17 protein-coding genes and 2 pseudogenes are annotated in these 25704 nt (G+C 37.6%); 9 read left to right on the plus strand and 10 right to left on the minus strand.

Going from position 1 to position 25704, the window contains the following annotated elements; genetic code table 11:
* Positions 1 to 1893, plus strand: coding sequence for a TnsD family transposase (locus MKY65_RS01540; protein ID WP_256708496.1), 1893 nt, complete (start codon positions 1 to 3; stop codon positions 1891 to 1893).
* 16 nt (positions 1894 to 1909) lie between these two features.
* Complete coding sequence (locus MKY65_RS01545) at positions 1910 to 3421, plus strand: Tn7-like element transposition protein TnsE (RefSeq protein ID WP_256708497.1); 1512 nt, start codon at positions 1910 to 1912, stop codon at positions 3419 to 3421.
* A 1774-nt stretch (positions 3422 to 5195) separates the two neighbouring features.
* Here MKY65_RS01545 and MKY65_RS01550 read toward each other — a convergent pair.
* The 7 genes and pseudogenes from MKY65_RS01550 to MKY65_RS01580 all read right to left on the minus strand — a co-directional run bounded on the left by MKY65_RS01550 (position 5196) and on the right by MKY65_RS01580 (position 11216).
* Positions 5196 to 6108 (minus strand): annotated as a pseudogene (locus MKY65_RS01550) (SDR family oxidoreductase).
* 44 nt (positions 6109 to 6152) lie between these two features.
* Positions 6153 to 6863, minus strand: a complete 711-nt coding sequence (locus MKY65_RS01555; protein WP_256708498.1) for a DNA alkylation repair protein — start codon at positions 6861 to 6863, stop codon at positions 6153 to 6155.
* Positions 6864 to 7433: 570 nt separating this feature from the next.
* Positions 7434 to 7799 carry a DoxX family protein gene (locus MKY65_RS01560; RefSeq protein ID WP_256708499.1) on the minus strand — a complete coding sequence of 122 codons (366 nt, stop codon included), beginning with the start codon at positions 7797 to 7799 and terminating at the stop codon, positions 7434 to 7436.
* A 51-nt stretch (positions 7800 to 7850) separates the two neighbouring features.
* Complete coding sequence (locus MKY65_RS01565; RefSeq protein WP_256708500.1) at positions 7851 to 8528, minus strand: ABC transporter permease; 678 nt, start codon at positions 8526 to 8528, stop codon at positions 7851 to 7853.
* Positions 8521 to 9444 carry an ATP-binding cassette domain-containing protein gene (locus MKY65_RS01570; RefSeq protein WP_256708501.1) on the minus strand — a complete coding sequence of 308 codons (924 nt, stop codon included), beginning with the start codon at positions 9442 to 9444 and terminating at the stop codon, positions 8521 to 8523. Before MKY65_RS01570 ends, MKY65_RS01565 begins: the two co-directional genes overlap by 8 nt.
* Before the next feature lie 137 nt (positions 9445 to 9581).
* Positions 9582 to 10517 (minus strand): sensor histidine kinase, encoded by a 936-nt coding sequence (locus MKY65_RS01575; RefSeq protein WP_256708502.1) that lies wholly within the window; start codon positions 10515 to 10517, stop codon positions 9582 to 9584.
* 3 nt (positions 10518 to 10520) lie between these two features.
* Entirely contained in the window at positions 10521 to 11216 is a 696-nt protein-coding gene (locus MKY65_RS01580) for a response regulator transcription factor (protein WP_256708503.1), read from the minus strand.
* Positions 11217 to 11788: 572 nt separating this feature from the next.
* Here MKY65_RS01580 and MKY65_RS01585 point away from each other — a divergent pair.
* The 4 genes from MKY65_RS01585 to MKY65_RS01600 all read left to right on the plus strand — a co-directional run bounded on the left by MKY65_RS01585 (position 11789) and on the right by MKY65_RS01600 (position 17437).
* Positions 11789 to 13885: a penicillin-binding protein 2 gene (locus MKY65_RS01585; RefSeq protein ID WP_338113585.1), complete on the plus strand. Its 2097-nt coding sequence runs from the start codon at positions 11789 to 11791 to the stop codon at positions 13883 to 13885.
* A 144-nt stretch (positions 13886 to 14029) separates the two neighbouring features.
* Positions 14030 to 15745, plus strand: coding sequence for an IS1182 family transposase (locus MKY65_RS01590; protein ID WP_339181681.1), 1716 nt, complete (start codon positions 14030 to 14032; stop codon positions 15743 to 15745).
* On the plus strand, positions 15746 to 16066 hold the full coding sequence (locus tag MKY65_RS01595) for a DUF4158 domain-containing protein (RefSeq protein ID WP_016201446.1): 321 nt from the start codon (positions 15746 to 15748) through the stop codon (positions 16064 to 16066).
* Positions 16067 to 16456: 390 nt separating this feature from the next.
* The gene (locus MKY65_RS01600) at positions 16457 to 17437 is read left to right on the plus strand and encodes an SDR family oxidoreductase (protein WP_001993829.1); all 981 of its coding nucleotides are present in this window, start codon (positions 16457 to 16459) and stop codon (positions 17435 to 17437) included.
* A gap of 283 nt (positions 17438 to 17720) precedes the next feature.
* Here the strand turns inward: MKY65_RS01600 and MKY65_RS01605 are convergent.
* Positions 17721 to 18098 (minus strand): annotated as a pseudogene (locus MKY65_RS01605) (glutathione-dependent formaldehyde dehydrogenase); the annotation flags it as partial.
* 1066 nt (positions 18099 to 19164) lie between these two features.
* On the opposite strand from MKY65_RS01605, the gene MKY65_RS01610 reads away from it, so the two are divergent.
* The 3 genes from MKY65_RS01610 (at position 19165) to MKY65_RS01620 (ending at position 22765) form a co-directional block, all read left to right on the plus strand.
* The gene (locus tag MKY65_RS01610; RefSeq protein WP_339185072.1) at positions 19165 to 19389 is read left to right on the plus strand and encodes a TnsA endonuclease C-terminal domain-containing protein; all 225 of its coding nucleotides are present in this window, start codon (positions 19165 to 19167) and stop codon (positions 19387 to 19389) included.
* Between the two features lie 180 nt (positions 19390 to 19569).
* Positions 19570 to 20283 carry a hypothetical protein gene (locus MKY65_RS01615; protein WP_339181686.1) on the plus strand — a complete coding sequence of 238 codons (714 nt, stop codon included), beginning with the start codon at positions 19570 to 19572 and terminating at the stop codon, positions 20281 to 20283.
* 1054 nt (positions 20284 to 21337) lie between these two features.
* Positions 21338 to 22765, plus strand: a complete 1428-nt coding sequence (locus MKY65_RS01620; protein ID WP_339181689.1) for a serine hydrolase — start codon at positions 21338 to 21340, stop codon at positions 22763 to 22765.
* Positions 22766 to 22953: 188 nt separating this feature from the next.
* Here the strand turns inward: MKY65_RS01620 and MKY65_RS01625 are convergent, their stop codons facing one another.
* Positions 22954 to 24105: an NADH-dependent flavin oxidoreductase gene (locus MKY65_RS01625; RefSeq protein ID WP_339181692.1), complete on the minus strand. Its 1152-nt coding sequence runs from the start codon at positions 24103 to 24105 to the stop codon at positions 22954 to 22956.
* 543 nt (positions 24106 to 24648) lie between these two features.
* Complete coding sequence (locus MKY65_RS01630; protein WP_339181693.1) at positions 24649 to 25692, minus strand: hypothetical protein; 1044 nt, start codon at positions 25690 to 25692, stop codon at positions 24649 to 24651.
* Positions 25693 to 25704 lie beyond the last annotated feature (12 nt).

Here is a 25704-nt window from a genome sequence, read left to right on the forward strand (position 1 = left end):
ATGCATGCCTATTTTCCAACACTTTATGAAGATGAGTTGTTGTACAGCTGGTTTGCTCGTTATCATGTTCATTCCGCAAATGTCAGTCCAAAACAAACGATGAAGGAATTGTTTGGAACGACCAGTGCTGTGGCTGTTCCAGATTTACCAACACAATTAAAGCAGGTTTATGACCGCATCAGGCACTTTGACATACAGTCATTAGACAACCTTATTTTGAATCATACGCTGTTTCGTTATTATACAGCTTTTCAACCGGAGTCCGTAAGAGAGAAAGTATATCAGGCAATGGTTGAAGGAAATCAACCGGGTGCTATTCATACGATGACGGGAATAGCAGCGAGTGTGGTACAGGAGTGGACGTTTCTCCGGTTTTGTCCGACATGCCTTCAAGAAGACATGCAAAAGAAGGGGGAACCTTACTGGCATGTATCACATCAATTTCCAGGTGTTTTCACTTGTTTGAAACACGGTGATTATTTATGTGATTCAACAGTAAGATACAGAAACACTGAAAAACATAAATTTGTTGCTGCCACAAAAGATAACTGTCCAAGTATTTTTCTACAGGCTTCATATTCGGACAAGACTAAAGCTTTTTTAAACATGATTGCTAGACAAAGTCAGGAACTTATATCGTCTGATTTCCTGTTTACATTTGAAGGCATCCAAAAAGCCTATCAATATCTTTTAAAAGAGAAAGGTTTTTCAAATATTAACGGAAAAGTCGATCAAAAAAGGTTAGCTGAGCAGTTTCAGTTGTTTTATGGCGAGGAGCTTTTGAGTGTCGTCCAATCTTCAGTCAGTTATGAAAATTCATTTTGCTGGCTTAAAAACATCACTCGAAAGCACCGTAAATCCTTTCATCCTTTGCGTCATATTTTATTTATTCATTTTCTTGGTGAGTCAATAGAGACATTTTATAAATTTGCATCTAAAGAGTATCAGCCATTCGGAGAAGCCCCCTATTATTGTTTAAACCCTGCTGCGGGTCACTTTAAGGAAAGAGTCATTACAGATTTGCGAATGAGTTTATGCACAGATACAAGACGCCCTGTGGCTACATTTAGTTGTTCCTGTGGTTTTGTTTATTCAAGACGAGGACCTGATAAAGTTAAAGAAGATAAATTAAAGGTTGGTCGTATTAAACAATTTGGAGATGTATGGGAATCAAAATTAAATAAGCTAGTTCATATAGAAAAGAAAAGTTTGAATTCAGCTGCAAAGGAATTGCAGTGTGATATAGGGACGGTTAAGAAATACACAACTAGTCCCACTTTTAAAGATGTAAGCATTTTTGAAGAATCTACTGAGGATATGACTTCAACTAAGCAAAAGAAATGGCTGGATTTGATACAAATGCATCCAGAAAAATCAGTTACTCAATTAAGAAAAATAGTACCTGCCTTATATGCTTGGCATTATCGAAACAATAGAAAATGGCTTAAAGAGCATTCACCGAAACAAGAAAGAAAAGCTGACACTTTAAGAAGAGTGGACTGGACAGAAAGGGATGAAGAAATATTACTTCAAGTACAGCAGACAATCAATAAGTTGTACGCTTATGATAAACCAATTTATGTGAATAAAACTCGTATTGGCAAAGAAATCAATCAGTTATCGTTCATTGAAAAGCATTTAGCAAAATTACCAAAGACGAAAAAGTATATAGAAGATCATATTGAATCAAGATATCAGTTTCAAATAAGGAGAATTAAATGGGCATGCGGACAATTGGAAGTTAAAGGGGAAGAAATTATAGAGTGGAAAGTAAGACGTTTAGCCGGAATCCGTAATGACGTAAGCGAGGAAGTACAAATTGCATTGCAAACAGAAATATTGAACTACAAAGCAGGTGATCAAGATTCTAAAAATCAGACCATGGCCTTTTAAAAAAGAAGTAGCAACATTGCATTGGATTGGAAATGTAAAATTGGAAAATAAACAATGGCGCATACAAGCTGCGTTTGTTTATAGAAATGATTGCATAATTATTTCTCTACCTATTGCAGCCCTACCTTTGTTAAGAATAGGTACTCCTTATCACGATGGATTGCCAATGCAAACACAAAAGATAGGTACATTATACGAAATTCAAGTGGATAACTTGAAAAATGGATTCATTTCGAAAGCGATTAATGTTTGTAGGAACTTTAATTATTTTCTTTATAAGAAACCAGTGTTAATGAATCAACATATGTGGTCATTTCAATCAGGTGGTATAACGTATCATATTCCACAAACAGAATTGATAAGAGCATTGTTTGCAATTAATAAGATCCTTACAAATGCATTGTTGCGACCAAACGGGCTAGATCTTTTAGTAAATAAAGTATCTATCAATCAAAACCGAAAAGCAGCGATTAATTTTTCCGATGAAATTCCTGGCACAATAATGACAGATGATTTTGCACGTTATTTTGGATGGCTATATTTACATCCTGAAATGAAACAATCGTATTCTTCCATTCAAAGTAATGCTTATGCAATGATAATAAATGGTCCAAATTTAAAAGGAACTCCAATGGAAATGACAATGCCAGATACAGACGAATTCAACCTAACCGTTAGAGGATTACGAAAAAATGACGAAATACTAATATTAGAATGGCTGGCATCAGACCTTGCTGATCCACCATTTAAAGAATTAAATATAAAACATAAATCAATAAAAAGACGTTTGTATACACCAGATAAAAGAAAAAAGCGACTGTCAAAACAAAATCAGCCGCAGGAACATGTATTAAATGAAAACAGCGGAGAGCGATCACGAGAGGATGCAAATCAACCGGTCATTGATATAGAACTCACTCAGATAGCTTTCCGTCAATCAACTATAGTAAATAGAATACCAAAACAAGAACAAAATGTGAACCAAGGAGATGAATATATTTCAAACTCTGGCCGTGGGGGAGGAGTGAACCAGAGTGTTGCTGGATTAGACGAATCAATATTTGGCGGTAAAATAACGCCTATAGAGTTTAAATCCATGGAAATCGCAGATACACATATGAACTATGGATTGGATAAATTCATTGCGATGATTAAGTATCTTGCTGCTAATTATAGCCATTTGAGTGTATCCGTAAATTTTGTTTACCTTCCTTTAGGACGGAAGTTTTCGTATTTGCCAGACGGGAGAAGAAGAATTTGTGCTATTGTTAAAGTAAATAATGGAATGAAGGAGTCCTTTATAGTTGAAGTGGCTGTGCCAGATAATCGTTCCTTATCAACGTTAATTATACCCTCATCGGGATCAGTCCATAAAAGTGAAATTCATATTCAAGGATTATTAACAAAGTTGGTTTTTAATAGTGGAAGTTGGAGTAATTCATTCTTAAAAAATCAGGTACACAACAAGATCAGACATTATAATGAGACCGTGAAGAATTGGACCCAAAGGATAATATGCTACCTATAGTTGTTGATTTAAAATAAAGTCGCGGCCATTCTTAAAAAAGATACGAATTTGTATCCCCTTGATGTATGCCTTTGTCAAAAGCGTCTTTTTGTGGTAAAAATAACTTAATATTCTTTAGCAACCGGACCAGTTCGTAGTATAAGGTCAATCAGATCTTTATTTTCAGGTTGGCCATTTTTAATGGTTTAATCGAGGTAGCCGGAGGGGAACGAAGGAGCCGGTGGGACTTTAATTGATCCCGTCCACAAAAATGTTACCCTCTACTTACAGGAACATGGGTGAGGCTGATTGGGGGATTATCAGATGATCTCGTATAACAAGAGAGTAGAAGACAAACCCCATAAAGTTGTGATGGGGGCCTGCATGAATAAGCTGATTCATTGATTTTTTTACATGCTTAAGCGTATAGAAGCCTTTGTAGAGGTATAAACAACGGGAACTTCTATTCCCTAGTGTACCTTCCTATCCGGAAGGCTCTTGTATCATAGTAGAACTTTTTTACCCTTATGGTGTAAATATCCACATTATTTCAGTTTCACATTAGCACAGTAATTCAGATTGAAGAATGCTAAGAAAAATCGGTGACACGGCTTTACATAGAGAAGTGGGCATGGTAGGCTATACGCCTTGTGAAATCGGTGTTTTGCAGTTATCTGCTTTCACAACGACCCATGGTCACAGAGGCTACATGTCAAGCCGGCAACACATAATTGCAATTAAATGGTAATCTATTTGTGTATTACGCCAGATTTTTGCCGAAATAACATGAAAATATCCGTTCTAATTTGCAAAAAATCACCCGTTTCTGGCTGGAATAGTGTGCAACTTTACACTTATGGGTTGACTTCTTATTAGCTGGTATTATGGAATAAATCATCAATCATGAAAGTGAAGATTATTGGGTAAAACCACCCTTAATGATGTGGAAAGGATATGTTCAAAATGGAAATTAAGAATTTGATTGGAGTTAAGACAAGACGGGAATTAAGAAGTTAGCTTGAGGAAAATTCAAATACAGATAGATTTGCTCAAGAAGTGTGGTTGGATGAAAATAAAAGAAGGTATTTATTAATGGGATCACAGGATATCCCTGTAAGCCAGTGGCAAGATACCTCAAATTCTTAAATAACATTGGAAAGAGTAGCGATACTCAAAAGACGTACTGCTGTTATGCCTTGAAACAGCATTTTGATTACTTAGGGGAAATTGACAAGGATTATATGGATATCATCTTCATAGGTTCGAGCTTTATTTGGTGTTCTAATATATCTATAAGTATAGAGCAGGCCTGCTTGGGCTTTCCATTGATTATTATTGAACAAGCTCCACACACTTCTTCTAGTCAGCTCATGTCCCCACAACGGGGGCGTTTCCTTTCCCTTTTTATTTATAGGGTTCATCCGGGTGTCTATTAAGGCGGCAATTACTTACACCTTTGGCCGATGATTAATAGAGAACGATTCTAAAAAAAGTCTTGACCCAGAGGATTATCTTGTCTAAAAATATCGATTTGAATATCTTCCGCCATTTCTACACCCCAAGCGCTCTCGTCGGATTGGGACGAAGTGCGCTATTCTCGTGGTGTCACCCAAATTGATCGAACAGCATAACTGTCTAATATCTTTAGTTCCGCAGTAACAGGCGGGTCCGATTAACTTAGGAAGAACGACTTTCCCTTGACGAAAACGCCTCCGAGTTGGATTCTCTTCATCGTTCTGATGTCATTATTTTTTATAGTATATTTTAGACTGCTCAATGTATTCAAGGTTGAGATTTACCGGTACCCTTTAGCATCTGCAGGCTTGCCTACATCCTGAACTTCGACGATGTAGCGCCATGCATCCGGTCGAGATCCGTCGAGATCCGTTATTCCGTATTCGTTGGCAAGCTCACCGCTTGAGGTGGATTGTCCGCTCCAGCGCGCGACGTCAGGATCATTAGCCAATGCTGCGATCCCGCGACCAATGAAGCGAGGCGTTTCGGAAATGATGAAATGCGGTTCGCGGACGAGCGCATCTCTCCAGTTTGCTTCGGTTACGCCGTATTCCTCCAGCATGATTTCGGAGCGCAGCCAGCCTGGCGATACCGATAGGACAGTTCCTTGGTAGGGGGCGAGTTCATGTGCCAAAGACTTGGCCATTCGTATGACGGAGTTCTTCGCCAAATCGTAGAATAACGACAACCGGTAGTTTGTTTCATTATAGGCTTTCGTGCCGACCGTGACTTCCACAACGAGTCCGTTGGGCTTGCGAATTAGCAGCGGCAGCGCGTAGTGGCTTGTAATGATATGGGTATCAATGGCCAAATGCAGCATACGCAAACCGTTTTCCAACGAATGCTCCCATACGGGAACATTCCACTTCACCATATATTCGCCGCCCCAGATATCATTAACCAAAATGTCCAGTTGACCTTGTTCGCGTTCGATTCGTGCGATTAAAGCTTGAACCTGAACGGGATCGAGATGATCGACTTGTACCGCAATTCCGGTGCCGCCCGCCTGATCAACTAGTTCAGCAGTTTCTTCAATGGTTTCTGGACGATTGTATTCAGAGGGACTCATCCGTGTTGTACGGCCAGTCACGTAGACGGTTGCTCCTGCTGCCCCCAACTCAATTGCGATGCCTCTTGCCTGCTCCCCGGGTTCCTCCAGCAACCAACGCTACTTTTCCTGATAAAGGTTTCATAATTAGCGACCTCCCTTCCTCTAATAATCGATTTTATCATAGTGCTAACTCTTCTTTAAATTTAAGTAGTAGTCCTTTGTACTTTTATCAAACTTCTCGATAGCGTATCTTAATGTGACTCTAGGCATGGTGCGAGCGTGCTTATTCAGGAAAGATTTCAGCTTGTCTTCGTCTTTTTTACCTGCTTCACGAATGAAACTGCCAACGGCCTTGTTGATCAATTCCTCAGGATCGTTTATTAGTATCTCAGCGATAGCAAATGTGTCCTTCGTGTTTCCGGTTTTGATAAAGCTATACGTACTTACCATAGCTGTTCTTCGTTCCCAAATATTAGAGGAGTGTGCCATTTCGTATAGTTTATCCTTCGGTTTATCCAGCAAATAAGTTCCGATTACAGAAGGAGCGGCACGATCAACGAAATCCCAGTTGTTGATTCGATCATGTCTCCGTATATACAGCTCGTACAAAGCTTGCCTGTTTTCCTCCGGTAGTTTCTTGGCTTTGGCTTGAAAATCCATAATGCTCACGGCGCCCATTCTCACTTCATAATAATCGCTTTCCAGAAGCCGTTCGACTTCGGTTAAAGGCATATCCGTAAATTGCTTAGCAATTTGGAATACCGTACGCATGTTAAGACCTAAGCACTTCGTGTTTTCATCTGAACCTTTAAAAAACTTTTTCATTTTTTCTATTTCTGCTTCATTTTGATGCTGCTTCAATTCCTGAATAAAACCATCAGCGGTATGATTTGTCATTTGGTTAACCTCTTTTCATTTAATAATAAAGTTTTAAGCCCCAGTAAAAGGTTGACAACTTACTTTCCATTTTTGCTTGATTCCCTCAGGCTGTTCGTTTTTTGCAAGAATACGCCAATAAAAAAGAGGCGAAATGTTAATGTTATAAAAACGTCCATCTGGCGTGCTGCTTGCCATCCTGCGTTGACTGTATAAAGAGCATATTAGTCTTTAAATAACATTTAAATCACCTCACAATCAAAATTCCGTATCCACTCATGATTATTATAACAGTAGTTTGAGGGTGAAATTTCTTTTATATTGCTAAATCACACATCAAGTAAAACATTTTCGATCTCTTCAACGGAACTGTAAACAGTGATAGAAAAATATTAAAATGATTCCGTCGCAGCTTTGCAAAACACCTTGCAAACTTGGATCTTTGCAGAAAAATACAAGCATTCATTTTTGAAAAAGACTGATTCTCTTTCACTTAAGCTCTTCCATTAAAGTATCATTGACTTAAGCCTCTAAATATTTTTTTCAGTTTACCTGTAAAATCCAAATACCTGTACGTGACATTGGCACTATCTACGGAAGAATATTCTGTAATTCAGAAAAGTTAAGTATGCTCAGTATAACAGAGATGATCAACAATATGAACGCTGGTATGGATTTACTGTACGAATCTTTTACTCTGATGTGTACGATGGCTCCAATCAACATAGTAATTGCAAACCATAGTCCTGCAATGACCACAACCCACGGTAACCAAAAACCAATAATCAATCCCACAACACCAACTACCTCTACCCAACCGGTTACTAACCGAAACCACTGAGGAAGTTTTAGATGCTTAAAAATGGCAACCTGTTGTTCATGCCCCAATATTTTTTGTATGCCAACACTTACAAATATAGCAATCAGTATAAACTGCAGAACAAAAGAAATAACCAAAATAATCCCTCCATACATTTAATTTTTGAACCTTATAGTAATATTAACAAATTAGGCCTCTCCGGTTTTTTCCGCTGTAACAATAGAAAGAAAGACACTAAGACTTCCTAACAGACACAGCACCACAAGAACTAGGTTAAAATTAAGGTTAAACATTGATGAGAGGTATGATGATTGCATCGTAACAATAGCAACAATTACAGTTGGAACTGTCGCTCTTTTCCAAACTCCCAAATAAAAGAGCGGAATAAAACTAATCAAGGTAATCATCAATGAGCGAAAAATCATCTGACTAAAAAAAGTGATGATATCTGAAAATGTCGGATCACCGTTTATAATTGAATGGACTTGATCATAAAAATAAGTGACAATACCTGTTAATAAATAAGAGGCCATAGTAAGGAGAAATACAAACATTGCAATAAAAAGTATTTTCGCTGCAAACAGTTTTTTTTGGCTGAACGGATAACTAAAGGATAAAGAAATCGTTTTATTTTTATATTCATCAATAAAAACTTGATTGATTAAAGAGGCTCCAAATAAGATAAATCCCATTTGAATGAAGAAATTCAACTCAATAACTGCAGCATAACTCTGACCAAAATCATAGTTAAGGACTTCTATAAAGAAAATGGGCAAAAACATTATTATAAGTGGATAGACTATCACTTCCCCAATCACCGATTTTTGTTTTAGCTTTTTCCACTCTAATCGCATTAATTTAATCATCGCCATTTCCTCCATTTATTTGTTGGTAAAAATAATCTTCCAATGAATTGGAATGTTTCTTTATTTCTTCAATTTCAATATCATGAAGAATAAGTGTTTTTGAAATTTCGTTTGGAGTAAAGGTCGTATCATAAATGCGAATTTTACGATCCTGAATAATTTTCATATTCGAAAGGTGGAGATCGTTTTCAAGTAAATAAACAGCCTGTTTAACATCCGTCACCACAAGCTCGATATAATCAGAACGTTCATTTCGAATATCTGCCAAAGTAATCTCATTTAATAATTTTCCATGATGAATCACACCAACTCTGTCAACAATTTGCTCTAATTCTCCTAATATGTGACTTGAAAGAACAAAAGACATCCCATATTCCTTATTGAGCATTCCAATTAAATGACGCATATCTTTAATCCCAATTGGATCTAGGCCATTTGTCGGTTCGTCTAAAACGATCAGTTCAGGTTTTGTGATAATCGCTCTCGCAATCCCAAGCCGCTGCTTCATTCCAAGCGAAAAATCTTTTACAGTTTTTTCTTCAATTCCTTTTAAATTTACCAGTTGTAACGCTTGTTTCATCTCATGTTCGTCAAAAAACCCTAAATACTCACAATGCAGCTTTAAGTTTTCAAATGCAGTTAAATGTTCAAAAAAGACCGGATATTCAATAATACTGCCCACTCTTGCCAATACGGATTTTGTTTGTTCCGCCAATCTCTTATTCAATATTAAAATTTCTCCCTTTGTAGGTCTTGTTATACCCGTAAGCATCTTCAAAATGGTTGTTTTACCTGCACCATTCGAACCGAGTAACCCATAAATTTCACCTTTTTTAATATGAATGCTTATATCGGATATAAGTTCTTTCTCTTTAATTTTTTTCGTTAAACGATTCATTTGAACGATATATTCCATGATTTAGCCCCTCCTTAACTATATCTTATTGTAATAATTGAAATTAATTTTTTTCTTTCTCATTCCTTACAAATTTCTTAAGTTTGCGTTAATTACAAAAAAGAGGCTGTTCTTGATGAACACCCCTTTGGAAGTCTCTAATACGTTATTCTCTTAAAAATACATGTAAACACTGTTTTTTTATACGGTTGGCTGATTAGTTTAATCTCACCATTCATTGCTTCAGTTAAACGTTTAGTAATACTTAAGCCAAGGCCGCTCCCTTGAAATTCTGGATTTCTTGCATCATCCATCGTATACAATCTTTCGAATACACGATCTTGATGTGGTTCTGCAATCCCTTTACCTTCATCCCAAATATCAATAGCAATATTCTCACCTACTTCTCGAATCGTTAAGCCAATTACACCGCCGTCACTTCCATAATGAATCGCATTTGAAATTAAATTGCTCAAAATACGATTCAACGAGTTCTCATTACCTAGAATAAAATAATCCTGTTCTGGAATGTCTACCTCTACACGGAGACCTTTTTCTTGTAACAAGTGATAAAACTCCAATGCATTCTTCCGGCAGATTTCGTTGACTGATAATCGACCGATTGGAAAATCATCGTCACCTGACTCTAGCTTAGCAAGGTCAAAAAATTTGTTCATCAATCCGATGACATTTAGTATTTTTTCATGAAGGCGCGTCATTATCTCATATCGCTCTTCTTCCGAAATTGTCTTATCCTTGTTTAACTTCTCTATGTATACAAGAATAACGGTTAGTGGTGTTTTTAAATCATGCGACATATTGGAGAGCATTTTTTTCATACTTGCTTTTGTTCTGACGTTATCAGCAACCACCTTTTGGTTATGGCTTAAAAGACGATTCACTTGAATAAGCATTTGCTGAATAGATGTCCGATTCGTTTGCATTAACACTTTATTAGCTGATTCCTGTTCGATAATATTAGATAATTTATCATGCATTTCGTTAAGTTCACGTTTTAATTTTTGCATGGACACATATTTCCATCCGATGACGAGTAGCAAAAAAATAATTATTACTATCAGAAAAAAACTCATACCTTACTCCCCTAATTTATAGCCAATCCCCCAAATTGTCCGTATATATTGCGGATTTGATGGATCTTTTTCAATCTTTTCACGCAACCTTCGAATATGAACATTAATGGCATTCTTATTACCAAAGTAATCCTCTTCCCATATTAATTGATATATTTGTTCTTTCGTAAAAACTCTGCTTTGATTCTGCATAAAAAGCTTTAAAATATGGAATTCCTTTGACGTGAGTTGGATACTTTTCTCGTTTAATTTTGCTGAAAACGTATCCAATTCAAGCGTCAGTGCTTTAAATTGAATGATATGTGAAGAAGATTCCCTTGCTCCAGGAAGATACTGCGTAGCCCTGCGAATAGCAGCATGAATCCTTGCCGTTAATTCAACAATGGAAAATGGTTTGCTGATATAATCATCAGCACCTAAACCAAGACCTAACGTTTTATCAACATCACTTTCTTTGGCTGAAATAATCAGTACTGGAACAAAGCTTCTCTCTCTCATTCTCTTTAATAACTCTATTCCATTCAGCCTTGGAAGCATTAAATCGAGTAATACAAGGTCAACTGGCGTATTTTCAAAGAGTTCAAGTGCCTCTTCACCGTCAAAAGCTGTCAGCACTGTGAAATTTTCCTGTACTAAGTGCCCTTTAACCACTTCACTTATTTCCATGTCATCTTCTACAATTAATATCTTCTTTTGCATAATCAAACATCCATTCTTTTATGATTAAAACTACACGATACTTTAGCGAAAAGTACAAGGGACACGCTTTTTACTATAAGCAATTAAATCATTCTATCCTAAAAAAGTTTGGTTATTCTGTATGTTCTCTTCTATAATAATTGGTCTGATTGCATAATATGCTTTCTCTAGAAAAACGTCCTTTTAGATTATCATATCTAAGGAGGTTAAACTTCGCAACTTTATTTTCAGCTTATAGGAGGTGCATGTGAATGAATACCTAGAATAATGTAGAATAGAGATACATATACGTTTGGCTGTAAAAATCAAAAAAGATTTTTGGAGCAGGACATGCGATTATTTATTTTTGTATCCGTAATATTTTTATCGGACCAGCAAAAAAACAAAAAATAGCATTAAAAGAGGATTTCACGGACGAAAAAAGTCGTTAAGTTTGATGAAATCAAACAGTAGTATTGATAACTGAAATGTTTAAAAAGATGCCTATACATCATTCCATTTTTTTTTGCTTTTTAAACAAATCATAGAATCTAAGCCATGTAAGGCCAAAATACATGTAAAGGGGGAGAAAAGTGGTAGACAAGAAGAAAAAGAAAAAACGGGCCCAGCTTCCTGTGCGTATGAATATCCTTTTCTTTGCCATCTTCTTATTATTTTCTGCACTCATACTCCAATTAGGTGTTGTTCAAATTTTAAACGGAGAATCTTATCAGGAAGAAATTGAGAGAACGAATTTAGACACAACAAGTGTGCCGGTGCCCCGGGGGAAAATCTATGACAGAAATGGGAACATCATAGTCGATAATGAAGCTATGTATTCCATTACATATACGCCCCCTAAGGACGTTCAGGCAAAGGACCGATTAGAGGTAGCTGAAGCTTTAGTTAAATACATCGATATGAGTGACGAGAAAAAAATCGATCGAATCACAGATAGAGATAAAAGAGAGTATTATTTACTGCTTCATCAAGAGGAGATAGAGGATCGGCTGAAAAAAATTGATACAGAGGAGATGGATGCTTCAGAGGAATATGCTGCCACATTGGAATTAATTACCGATGAAGAAATTGCAGATTTTACCGATGAAGAATTAGAAATTATTGCTACAAAAAAAGAACTGGATAAAGCATATGCACTGACGCCGCAGATAGTTAAAAATGAGGGCGTAACAGCAGAGGAATATGCTTCTGTTGCTGAGCATCTGGATGAACTTCCCGGAATCAATGCAACAACAGACTGGAATCGCGTTTATCCGAACGGAGATACATTATCAACTATTTTAGGGAACATTTCCAGCCAGGAGCAGGGAATTCCGGCAGAGGATATGAGCGCTTATCTGACGAAAGGCTACAGCCGGAATGACCGCGTCGGCAGAAGCGGTCTGGAAGAACAATATGAAGACTTTCTGCGCGGACGTAAAGAGCAGATTCAGTATACGACGCGTCAGAATGGGACCATTATCGGTTCAGAGACTATTGTTGAGGGCCAGCGTGGAAAGGATTTAGTTTTAACAACTGACTTAGAATTCCAACAGGAGGTTGATAAAATTGTCCTGGAGGAGCTGAAATCAGCAAAAGCGAGTAATCCTTATGATAACCGGTATTTAGCAAATGCTTATGCGGTTGTGATGAATCCCAAAACAGGAGAACTCCTGGCTATTTCCGGTGTGAATTATGATAAAGAAAAAGACGAATATACCGATGCTTCCTTTATGGCTTTATCCAATGCTACGGAACCTGGTTCAAGTATTAAAGGAGCCACCGTTCTTGCCGGATATGATTCGGAAGTTATTTCACCTGAAACATTTTTCTATGATGCACCAATAACACTGGCAGGAGGAGTAACGAAAAAATCTTTTCAAAATATGGGAAGTGTAACTGACCTGGATGCATTGAAACGATCTTCAAACGTTTATATGTTTTATGTTGCCTTGCGTCTGGGCGGAGATTACCGCCATCCATTACCTGGGAATGCCAATTTAAATATAAATAAGGCTGAAACCTTGCAGAGCTTACAAAATTATTTCAATCAATTTGGTTTAGGTGCATCGACAGGAATTGATTTCCCATATGAAAGTACCGGAGTAAGAGGCCAGACACCGGAAAATCCAGGAAATATTCTTGACTTTGCCATCGGACAGTATGATACGTATACAACACTGCAGCTGGCGCAATATGTATCCACCATTGCCAACGACGGTTACCGTGTCCAGCCGCACTTTTTAAAAGAAGCCCGTGATCCAATTGCCTCTTTAGACGAGCTTGGACCATTGTATTACACAAAAAATACAACGGTAATGAATCGGATTAATATGACTAACGATGAAATCAGCAGGGTGCAGGAAGGGTTCCGCCGTGTGTTTCAAGAAAATGGAGGAACAGGATATAGCTATTTTAATGGTAAATCGTACAACCCGGCTGGAAAAACAGGTACAGCACAGACATCAATTTATGAAGATGGACAGAAGCTGGCAGATCTCAATAACCTGACATTAGTCGGCTATGCGCCGTTTGATGAGCCGGAGGTTGCTTTCGCAGTAGTTGTGCCAAGTGTAGGAATAGATACAGGAGACGGGATTAACAGTAAAATTGGTTCGCGAATTTTAGATACGTACTTTGACATAAAAGAAGATCATGATGAAGAAGCAGAAGATAGTGAAGAGGAATAATAAAAAGAGACTGGGACAAAACCCAGTAATTAAAAAAGTGGTACTCGCCAGTAAATTGGTCAGTACCACTTTTTTTATGCACACAAAAAGGACAACCTCTGATAAAATTAAAGTAACCACACGATAATCTTAGGAGGCGTCCTTATGTTTAAACATTATACCATGAATCAAGTTATTTTGCCGTTAGATTTAGAAATGAAATTAAAAGAAAATGATATTGCCTTTGCTGTTAATGATCTTGTTGAAAGCATACCTGATGAAGCTTTCAAGGACTTCTTGCGCCAAACTGGGCGCCCTGCTTATCACCCTCGAATGATGTTGAAGATTATTTTATGTGGCTATACGCAATCTGTATTCTCAGGGCGGAAAATAGAAGCATTATTAGAGGATAGTGTCCGCATGATGTGGTTAGCACAAGGTGAAAAGCCCAGCTATCGTACGATCAATCGTTTCCGTTCCAACCTATTCATTGAAGATGTATTACGCGAATGCTTTGTGCAATTCCGGAATCAGCTCGTGGAAAAAGAGTTGATTGAAGAAGAAGCAATCTTTATTGATGGCACGAAGATCGAGGCAAACGCAAATAAATTCACCTTTGTGTGGCGTAAATCCGTGGAAAGGTACAATGATAAACTAATTGAGAAGTCTAATCAATTATATGATGAATTATTGGAAAAGGAAATCATCCCAGCAATGGAACGGGAAAATAAAGAAGAACTTTCCGTCGGAGAGATGGAAGAAATCATTGAAAATTTAGACGAAAAGATTGAAGCATATGATGAAAAAATCGAAACGTGTGAGGTTGGCAGTGAACGAAAGAAAATCCGTTCGGAACGCAAACTACCAAAACAAGCCCGTAAGCAAGTGATGAATTTCATCACTCGCAAACAAAAGTATCAAAAAGATATGGAGATTTTCGGTGATCGCAATAGTTATTCAAAGACGGATCCTGAAGCTACTTTCATGCGAATGAAAGACGATTACATGAAGAATGGCCAATTAAAAGCTGGATATAATGTGCAGCTTGCTACTGAAGGTCAATATGCGCTCGCTTATGATGTTTTTCCTAACCCAACAGATACACGGACCTTAATTCCTTTTCTGGATACAATAGAGGAACACTTTTTTGAATTACCTAAAAATATTGTGGCAGATGCAGGATATGGCAGTGAACAAAATTATGAAGCTATTCTTGAACAACGAAACAGGGTACCTCTTATTACATATAATCAATACCAAAAGGAGAAAAAGAAGAAACATAAAGATAACGTTTTTCATATAGACAACTGGGAATACAATGAAGAGGAGGATACTTTTCTGTGCCCAAATGGCCAGAAAGTACGGTTTAGTCATCGATCAAAACGAATAGATCGGTATGGATTCACACGAGAATTTAAAGTATACGAATGTGAGAGTTGTTCGGACTGTCCCCTCCGTGATTTTTGTACAAAAGCAAAGGAAGGAAACAACCGAAGAGTCTATCTCAACGAAAAGTGGGAAACTCAAAAAGAATTTGTACGGAGAAAGCTTTCAGAAGAGAAAACGGCTGAGATTTACGGAAAACGTAAAACAGATGTGGAGCCAGTCTTCGGTTTCTTGAAGGCTAATTTGGGTTTCACTAGAATGTCCGTGAGGGGCAAAAAGAAAGTGAAAAATGAATTAGGATTTGCACTTATGGCGGTGAACTTGAGAAAGTACACCGCCAATAACAGAAAATCAGCGACAGGTGATGGGAATCCTTTCACAAAAAAAGATTCCAAGCAAACTTTTATTGCTTGGAATCTTTTTTACTTACTAGTTGAGGCTAGTTTTGTCCCAGCCTCTTTATTCGACCATTTAGCCAAGAAGGTCAAAAAGTAATTGATAGATACAATGAATAAACTCGCATACAGTAAAGACGAACCTGCTGACCTAGTCAATGTAGCAATTGAAGAGCTAATACATCAAAAATATGAACTTCCCATCTACAATACTTTAAAAGATGCAGCCAATGATGTTCGAAAAAGGTCTTATCGTATGATTTATCATAACTTACTTAATGAAAATCAAAAAGAGAGCGTGAATCAACTTTTCGAGGTATCAGAAGGTTCTACAAACAGTCCATGGAATCAATTGAAAGAGGATGCAAAAAGAGCGACTTTATCACATTTAGAACTCTCGTTGCTCGCCGAGATTGGTTAATGGAAACTGAACATCTCTACAGAATTACTTCATGATATTAAGAATTTGTGGAACAACAAAACGTATTTTTTGTTATTCAGCAATAGGGTCAAATCGTATTATGTGGTTAGCCGGTTTTTTCTGGTTGACCTATTTTTTTAGGTACTATTCTTGAGGTAGCCGGGATTAAAGAACTGTTAAGTAAAAATAAGTTGATCCGTTAAAGGGGTAGAATATTGAGTAAAGCTCCTTGTCCTAAAGGTCAGTTCAATAAAGAAAAAAGGTGTCTCTTTTGAGGAAGAATAAGCTTCTGTGTTGAAAGTAAACCACTTTTTTCAAACTTTTTTAATTTATTTGTAGTGAACAACATAAACATTCTATAGAAGAAAATTATTTCTATAGGAGGTTTCCATGGATCAAAAGGATCAAAGTCGTCAATTAGACCAAATAAAGCAAATGCAACAAATGTTTAAAGCGAACATGAAAACTCAACCTTATCCCATGTACCCTAACTATGGGAAAATCACACGTTACGAAGAAATTCCGATAAGTTTACCTGAACAGCGCCAGCTGCGCCATCCCGGAGTGGAAAAATTTATGGTACCCCTTCCAATTATCGAAAACCCGAACTATAAAGGGAGTGAAAAGTTAACAGGAAAAGTAGCACTTATTACAGGGGGGGACAGTGGTATTGGTGCAGCAGTAGCAATTGCGTTTGCTAAAGAAGGCGCAGATGTTGCTATTTCATACTTAGATGAACATGAGGATGCAAATAGAACAAAAACGAGGATTGAACAACTCGGACAACGTTGTTTTCTAATGCCTGGGGACTTGCGAGACAAACAACAGTGTATCTCCATTGTAGAACAAACAGTAAATACGTTTGGACGTCTCGATATTCTTTGTAACCACGTTGGTATCCAATTCCAACAACTAAGTCTGCTTGACATTACAGATGAGCAATTCGATGACACCTTCAAAGTTAATATATACTCTCATTTTTACACAACAAGGGCAGCGCTTCCTCATTTAAAACCAGGCAGCTCAATCATTGGCACTTCTTCAGTGGTGACGTATGTAGGTGAGCAGCAAATGATTGATTATACGGCCACAAAAGGCGCAATAGTTGGTTGGACACGTGCCTTGGCTAAAAATGTCGTGAAACAAGGGATCCGAGTCAATGCCGTCGCCCCCGGCCGAATTTGGACCCCACTTATTTCAGCAAGTTTCTCGTCAGACCAAGTCGCTGTATATGGAGCATTTAATCCAATGGAACGAGTTGCCCATCCATTTGAACTCGCACCAACCTTTGTCTATCTTGCTTCTGATGATTCTCGTTTTGTTACTGGTCAAGTTCTTCATGTTGATGGGGGAGAATCCACACATTCCTAATGGAAGGGGGTTACCATTTTGAGATATGAATTTAATCCAGAAGTAAAGCTATTGCTAGTAAACCATTCAAATGAAAAAGTAAGGATGGTCTATATGGAGGATTCCTGGCCCATGCCAAAAATAGGACTGAGACCACCATATTATTGCTACCCAAGTTACGAGCTGAATTATCCAATAATCTAAATAATAACAGACAAAAAGACTTCTATACACAGTGTGGAAGTCCATTCAACATTTCGCTTAGGGTTCGCAATTATGCTAACTTTCAATTCATCCATTTAAACTAATAGGATAACGGTTTTAAAACGACTTTTATACAGTCGTCCTCACGATTATTAAACATTTGATAACCATGACTTGCTTATCCAAGGGCCACTTTGTATGTGGGTCAAACTCGTTATTCGTTATTTTTTCAAAAAATTCAGGCATAAAATGTATGACTGATGCCAGTCCCATTCTCAGATTGATATTCCTAACTCAACCCAATGGAAACACATTATAGTTGCCCCCATAAACATCTATTAATTGGACCGTTCCATATTTTTGCACAGCTTTTGTAGAAATTTGAATAGGTCCAAGGGTTCCACCTTGGCAACTTTAATTTTTGTTCAAGAATCTCCAAAGATGATTTATTCCCGTCAATACCTACACAATTGTGGATTTGAAATAAAGTCGTACCGTTTATAAAAAAGATGTACCGTTTTAAAGAAAGTTATACCGTTTACAAAAAAGTTGCACCGTTTTATTCCTTTTCGATTAAAGGATTCTATGTGAGTTTTAATTAAACTTTTTTATAAAAAGGAATGTTCATTCAAAAAGAAAAGAACCCATTTTGATCAATCTTTTTTCAAAATGGATTCTTTTCTTTTACCGTAAAATATGGATTTGTCGAACGTTTTTGATCAAACTTTATTTTAAAGTTACAAGTTTGTGTCCCGATAGAAAATTAACATTCCTTAAATATTAAAAGCGTACCTTATAAAAAAATAACGTTCCCAAACCCGAAGGTCTTCCCGGTATATCCCCACCGAACCTTCGGTTTTTTTTACGCCCAAATTTAGTAGAAAATCCAAAATTAATCCCCGCTTCAAATCATCCGTTTTCCCGCTGCTGCAGCCCAAAATAATCACTCAATATCCCTTCAATATTTTTTCCGTAGGATCTTTCCAATACCAATCCAATATATCATCCGCTTCTTTTTCGAAATGCTTCAATCCCTTGCCAGGCATGTGTTCAATATGATTTCCAATATCTTTTCTGCTGTCTTTTCCACACATAAATCCGAAGGATTGTTCCGTCTTTATCCTCTGTTTTTCTGTTCGATATTTTTCAATAGAAATCCAATAAAGATCCAATATTTTTGAAAGACCAACACCTTTTCTTTGTTCATTTTCGGGTGAAAAGCGGGTGGATAATACCGGAGGTATTCCAGTTGGAAACCCACCAGAAGGAACGTAATTTTTCTATACAAAAGGGTGAAAATTTGGTACACAAACGGTTGAAAAGCGGTCAAAATGGAGGAACGTAATTCTTCTATTGCAGAATTTGGAAATAAGGGGCGAGAGTATGGGGGAGAAGAGATTGAGGGAGATTTTGGTGGGGTGTTGGGTGGTAACGTTAATTTTCGATGGGGACACTTTTGATATGATTGTCTAAAGGGGTGTTTTTGTGGGGAAAAGAAAAAGAACATCTAAAGTTGATAAGTGGATTAAAATGATTATTTTGATATTCGGAGCTATGATGTATACCGGGAAATGGCTAACCAACAAATTGATGATTTATCAATGTCTCTTAGGAATCGTCTATTGAACAATTCGCGAAGTATTCGAGAAATTGCTAGTGAGTTTGATACAGATACACACTTGCCTTTTGAAAGTGGTGTTACGTTGTTTTATCATTTGCTTGCTAAAAAAATTATGGTTGCAGATATGTACAGGCCAATCTGCCATTAACGGGCGCTTTTATGTAATAAAGAAGTAGCCAATTTACATTGGATGATTCTGAAATTATCCTTTTCGAAGGGTTCTTCAAAAATATCTCCTAAGCATTCTCTCATAAAATTCCCATGATATGTTTGGTTTTTCTGTTTTTGTGGAAGTATACCTCATATATTAACATCAGGAGGAACGGTCATGGTTACGATAGAATCCATTATAATTGGTATTATATTTATTATTATTCAACTCTATGCCCTGCCGATTGTTGAACGTTCGCCGATTGGACAAAGAAAGCTGCTCTCATTATCAGGCGGTGTAGCTATTGCTTATGTGTTTGTCTATATTTTGCCAACGCTTCATGAGGAGCAGGATAAACTCGGGGGATCTTTCGCATTAGATACGGAACTTTATTTTCTCGGCCTCATCGGTTTATTGATTTACTTTGCAGTATATGCATTTGCTGAGACGAAAACAGCTGCACGGCTGAAGGCAGACACCATTTATTTCGTTCAGATCAGCTTTTTTATGGTGTATTCCTTCATTGTTACTTATATCGTTTTTTCATCTGATGTTCAGCGCGTCGAATCCTTATTTTACGGTCTAGCCGTTAGTCTTCATTTTATCGGCTTGTCGTATCATCTGGGAAAAGAGAGCGAGCGACTGCATAAAAGGGCAGGACGCTACATGCTTGCGGGGTCAACCTTGATTGGGGCGTTTGCAGGAATTTTCGGGCCATCATCCGGTCTGTTTGTAGATTCCATTATTGCTTTTAGCTCAGGTGCCATGATATTTAATGTCATCAGCAAGGAAATCCCTTTTGAAAAGAATGCTCACTTGCCAACATTTTTAATCTCATCCCTTGTCTATTCCATTATGTTGCTTGTGTTAAAAGGCTTCTTCAATTGGTAGCTGTGGGAACCCCGGAAATCCTTAGAAGTAGTGGCTTCCGGGGCTCTGATGGCCGAAAATATTTTGATGTAGGAATTTTTAAAATGTTGAAGAAGCAGCCATAAGGCGAGAACCCAGATAATAATTGGTTTAGGAGTATTTGCTTTTAATGAACCAGCTATAAGGAGTTATGAAAAAGTTGGTTCTGCAATAGGATTTGGATTAGAGCCTAATCAATATTAAACTTTTACAACGACGCCTGGCTCACACCGGCTTCTCAGTATCTACTTTGGTCATAGCGAAGGGTTGGATGAGAAAGGGTTATATATAGCTTTTCCTCATGTAGAATGCTAATAGGGAATTATCCAGGAATGAGAGAACCAGCATCATCTGGCTTGCTCTGGATTTAAAATAAAATCTAACCGTTTGTAAAAAAGATTACCTGCTTATAGAAAATTTATACCGTTTTACCCTTTTGGATATTTTTGTCCAAAGGGGTGTTTTTATAACTAAAAGAACATGAAATTAAACAGTGGTTTAAACAAGACCGGTGCCCAGGTATAGGAGTAGAATATAAACCTTGGTTGAAGATTCCAAGCGTCCCTATATAAAATTAAAGCAGATTAAATAATATTAACGTTCCTTATAAAAAGTAACATTTCCAAACCCAAAGGTCCGGTGTATTTACACCGGGCCTTTGGTTTTTTTACGCTCAAATTCGATAGAAAATACAAAATTAATCTCCGCTTTAAATCATCTATTTTTTCGATGCTGCTATTTCAGATAATCACTCAATATCTCTTCAATAGGATCTGTGCAATAAAAATCCACTATTTTTGAAAGAACAATACCTTTTCTTTGTTCATTTTTGGTGGAAAAACGAGTACAATGGAGAAACGCAATACTTTTATGGAAAAATTTGGAAATAAGATGTGAGGTAACGTGGTAGAAACGATTAATTGGAGATTGAGAAGAGGACGTTGAGTGAAACATTCATTTTATATAGGCACATCTTCAAAATTGATGAAAATTTATCTAAAAGATAAGTATAAATAGAAGAGAGAAGGTTTACTTTATGAAAAAAGAAACAGAGATCCATGATTTCAAACAATATTGTGATGAGATGTTGAAAAAATACAACGTACCTGGTTTTGCAATTGGATTAGCTAAAGAAAGTGAATGGAATTATAAGAAAGAGTTTGGATTCCGTGATACCGAAGCAAAACTTCCTTTATCACCAGATACCATTTTTGGAGTCGGTTCATTAACAAAAGCTTTTACAGCTGTTGCTATTCTTCAGTTACAAGAAAAGGGAAAGCTGAATCTAAATGATCCTGTCATCAACTATTTGCCGGAATTTAAGACACCGAATGAAGTGCAAACAAAACAAATAACGATTCATCATTTTTTGACACATACATCAGGTATTCCGCCGTTAGCCACTTTAATGGGTGCGGTGAAGAAAAGTATGGAAAAGGATTTAAGCTTAGAAGAAAATCAGCAGCAAGAGGACCCATTGGATGCAATTCAGGCGATTGATACGTATGCGGAGTTAATGGATACAATTGCAAAAACAGCATTCACACCGATTGGGGAACCGGTAACAGCATTTAGTTATTCCAATGATGCTTACGCTCTTTTAGGTGCAATCATTGAACGCATTAGCGGGAAACCGTATGAATTATATGTGCAAGAAAATATTTTAGAGCCAGCCGGTATGCATCACAGTGGTTTCCAACTGGAGGACCTGGAATATGAAGATATAGCCGTTTTGTATGATACGCAACAGAAAGATGATGAAGAAATGATAGTTAGGTCCAATAATCCTTTAGATGCTCCAGCAATGCGTGCAGCAGGGTTCTTAAAGTCAACAGTGAATGATATGCTTCAATTTGCAGAAATAATTCGGAATGACGGGATGGTTGGTGATATGCGCATCCTATCTCCGGAAAGTGTGGCATCCATGACAACGCCTTACATCGAATGTGAAAAAGGAACCTGCTATGGTTACGGTTTAATGATTATTCCAGATTTCTTTGGATATAAGCTGATTCAACACGGTGGAGATATTAAAGGGGCAGCAGCTCAGATGAATATTCTTCCGGAAATCGGACTAACGGGAATTTCTCTTGCAAATGTAGCGGGAGCTCCATCTTCCAAACTGCTTTTTGGTGCATTTGCCAGTTACTTGGGCAAACCCATCGATGCTACGCACTTAAACTTTGAGTTTGTTGACTTAGCATTGGAAAGCTTAAAGGAATTTCAGGGAACTTTCATATCGGGTGACGGTTTGAAAATTGAATTTTATGTGGAAGATGACAGCCTGCATTTGGCAGCCACTGGTTTAGCTGACGCGGTGCTTCATCCAATTGGGGATGACCAATTTTTATTTACCATGAAGGAAATGGATGCTATCACACGTTTTGTGAGAGATGAAGACAAGCAAATTGATCGGATTGAATTTGCATTCAGACAAATTCCAAAGGTAGAGAAAGGGAATTAAAAAGCGAGCTTCAATTGTAGGACGCTTTTTCCTAATGAGAAACAGTACCAACAGCAGATAAGATGGAACGAAGTAAGATATCAAATATGGAATTTGCACCTCGAGTTATTCATGATAATAGAAATCGAGTAGAGGAAAAAGCTAAATAACTTTTCCCTCTACTCGATTTTTTGATTCCATTGAAAGGCTTATTTGCTATCTGTTCTTGGGAGCGGATATAAACCTTTATTAATTTGTTCCCATAGCTTAGGCGGTAAATCATGTTTATCTTCTCTATCAGGGTTGAATTCGGACAGGATGTTGGCTGCTTTACCATTCTGTATTTTGTTAATGAAATGATAATCTAATAAAATCTCTCTTCCTAATGCAATTAGGTCAACATTTCCTGATTCGATAGCCTCTAATGCGTCTTCAGCAGTAAATATAGAACCAATACCAATTAATGGCATGCGGCCATCCACCCATTGGTGAAGTAATTTAATTCTTTCTTCGCCTTGATACTTCCCTTCACGGGTTTTAGAGTGTACGTTCATTAAGGAAACATGCAAGAAATCTAAAGGTTTTTCAATTAAATTTTTCACCAATTCTTCCGTAATTTCCATCGTTATACCTGGTGTTTCTGCTTCTTCTGGTGAAAATCTATAACCAACGATGAAATTCTCATCTGCATGAGCTTTCACCGTGTTGATAACCTCATCTACAACCTTCATTGGAAATTTTAATCTGTTTTCGCCCCACGCATCATCACGACGATTATAATATGGTGAAACAAATTGTTGGATGAGATAATGGTTTGCACCGTGTATTTCTACACCATCGAATCCTGCTTCAATCACTCTGCGTGTGGCCTCGCCAAATGCTTTAATGGTGTGTTCAATTTCTTCTTGCGTCATTTCTCTGGCATGATGCTCCTCTTTTTCATAGGAGGGACTGTGCGTCTCATCACCTTGTAAGGTGATAGGACTTGGAGCCACTACATCTCCATTCGGTGTTAAATACGGCATTGACTGTGCCCCGCCATGATGTATTTGTACAATCGCTCTTGCCCCATTTTGTTTCATCGCTTCAGCCAGCCGTTTTAAACCATCCAGGTTTGAATCATGTGCAACGGAAGGTTGACCAGGAAATGCCTTTCCTATATCGGCCACATTACTAGCTGCAGAAATAGCCAATCCGACATCTTTAGAACGTTTTTTGATATAATTAATTTCCGCATCAGAAATTGTTCCATCGTCGTTTGAAGACGCATGAGTGAGCGGGGCCAAGACAAACTTATTCCTTAACTCTATTTTGTTGGGTAACGTTACTTTTTCAAATAGTGGTTCAAACTTCTTATCCATTACGATAATACCTCCAATAAACTTTCATTTAAAAACAATTCTATTGTTTTTTTGGTTATTTCTTAAACTCTGATCCGGCAATTTTATAATTTGACACAAAAATATAAAAGCGGGTATCGAGCTAAACTGAACCTATTTCTTACCTGAATAACTACATATCTGTATATCTAGGATTAACGATATATAAACTAAAAAGAAAAGAGAATCTATTTCAATCTCTGTTCTAAAATATTCAGCAAACGGATTTCGGCAAATGAGCTTCTTGTTCTTTTAACAACTGTAAGATGTGAAGCCGAATTCGTTAGATAATGCTTTAAATACATCAATAGGTTCCGTACGCCCCATTGTATCTATTTTTCCAGATATGTCAAATTATAAATTCAGTCGATTCTTGGTAAATATAAATAGAATAAGCATGGAGGCTCGCTCATAAAGAAATGAAGATTATTTCTGCATGAATAAAAGCGAACAGAACCAAACAACAGAGAGTATCGCTGCTTTTGTTATTTAGTCCCCAAACAAAAATATCTATTTTATCCCCACCTATTTCCCAGGCATTCTTTTAATCAATAACCACAACAGAAAGAACAACCCCAGATAACCAAACAGCGGATACAAGACCGACAGTAATTTCCCATATCCCACCTGGCTGATTAAAAAAACAACAAACAGGATTATCAGGACAGCATGCTGATAACGAAGACGAAATGCCGACTGCAGCTGCCGTGTGATTCCAAATACGTTCCCGACCACCGTATTAAAAATCTCGCCGTAAATAACGATTAAGAACAGAATATGAATAAGGGCTCCGAAATGTTGGACAATCTCGGCCATTGGTATTTCATAAGGAAATGTTTCCGGAAATACGGACAATGAAAAATGTATCCATAACAGGATAAAGAATAAAGCCAGTCCACCCAAAAATCCGCCCCAGCGTAAAACATGCTCATCCTGAATTTCCTTTCCCAATGGCACAAGAACAACCTGTGCTGTCATCAGATTAAATGCTGCGTAGGCAAAAGGGGAGCCTGCCCATGAAAGGTTGTCCGATAACTGAACAGGGAGGAGTTTTTCTGCCAGCAGATGCGGATGCTCTCCCGCGATAGAGCCTGCTACAAACAGGACGAAAAGAAGCATTAATGGCACAATGTAGGAGTTGATGGCAAATAAGCCGTTTAGCCCTTTCATGACAACGATATAAGAGAGAATGAGTGTCAGGATCACTCCCAATTGAAATGGAAGACCGAGCTGTTCATGAAATACAGCGCCAGCCCCGGAGAGCATGACGGAAGTAACGCCAATAACGACGAAAAAGATAAAAAGATTAATCACTTTGGCAATCTTTCTTCCAAAGAGGTATTCATTTAAATCCTGATAAGAATAGGCTCCAATTCGGGCAGATATAATCATTATTTTGGTTCCTATCCAAATAAACAAGACTCCGCTGATTGCAATGCCGATGGTTCCTAAAGCTCCATAGACACTAAAAAATGTAACAATTTCTTTCCCTGAAGAAAAGCCTGCTCCAATAACCGTTCCAACATATGTAGCTGCTAACAGCAATATAGAAATTTTTCGATTTCGCATCACGCCACCTCC

The organism is Oceanobacillus sp. FSL W7-1293 (assembly GCF_037969815.1).
Classification (GTDB): domain Bacteria; phylum Bacillota; class Bacilli; order Bacillales; family Amphibacillaceae; genus Oceanobacillus; species Oceanobacillus oncorhynchi.

Excerpts from the sequence above, each read along its gene's own strand:
- MKY65_RS01590 (WP_339181681.1), top strand. The coding sequence starts at position 14,030 with ATGTTTAAACATTATACCATGAATCAAGTTATTTTGCCGTTAGATTTA.
- MKY65_RS01625 (WP_339181692.1), bottom strand. The coding sequence starts at position 24,105 with ATGGATAAGAAGTTTGAACCACTATTTGAAAAAGTAACGTTACCCAAC.
- MKY65_RS01575 (WP_256708502.1), bottom strand. The coding sequence starts at position 10,517 with ATGAGTTTTTTTCTGATAGTAATAATTATTTTTTTGCTACTCGTCATC.
- MKY65_RS01580 (WP_256708503.1), bottom strand. The coding sequence starts at position 11,216 with ATGCAAAAGAAGATATTAATTGTAGAAGATGACATGGAAATAAGTGAA.
- MKY65_RS01600 (WP_001993829.1), top strand. The coding sequence starts at position 16,457 with ATGGATCAAAAGGATCAAAGTCGTCAATTAGACCAAATAAAGCAAATG.
- MKY65_RS01630 (WP_339181693.1), bottom strand. The coding sequence starts at position 25,692 with ATGCGAAATCGAAAAATTTCTATATTGCTGTTAGCAGCTACATATGTT.
- MKY65_RS01555 (WP_256708498.1), bottom strand. The coding sequence starts at position 6,863 with ATGACAAATCATACCGCTGATGGTTTTATTCAGGAATTGAAGCAGCAT.
- MKY65_RS01570 (WP_256708501.1), bottom strand. The coding sequence starts at position 9,444 with ATGGAATATATCGTTCAAATGAATCGTTTAACGAAAAAAATTAAAGAG.
- MKY65_RS01615 (WP_339181686.1), top strand. The coding sequence starts at position 19,570 with ATGGTTACGATAGAATCCATTATAATTGGTATTATATTTATTATTATT.
- MKY65_RS01620 (WP_339181689.1), top strand. The coding sequence starts at position 21,338 with ATGAAAAAAGAAACAGAGATCCATGATTTCAAACAATATTGTGATGAG.
- MKY65_RS01565 (WP_256708500.1), bottom strand. The coding sequence starts at position 8,528 with ATGATTAAATTAATGCGATTAGAGTGGAAAAAGCTAAAACAAAAATCG.
- MKY65_RS01540 (WP_256708496.1), top strand. The coding sequence starts at position 1 with ATGCATGCCTATTTTCCAACACTTTATGAAGATGAGTTGTTGTACAGC.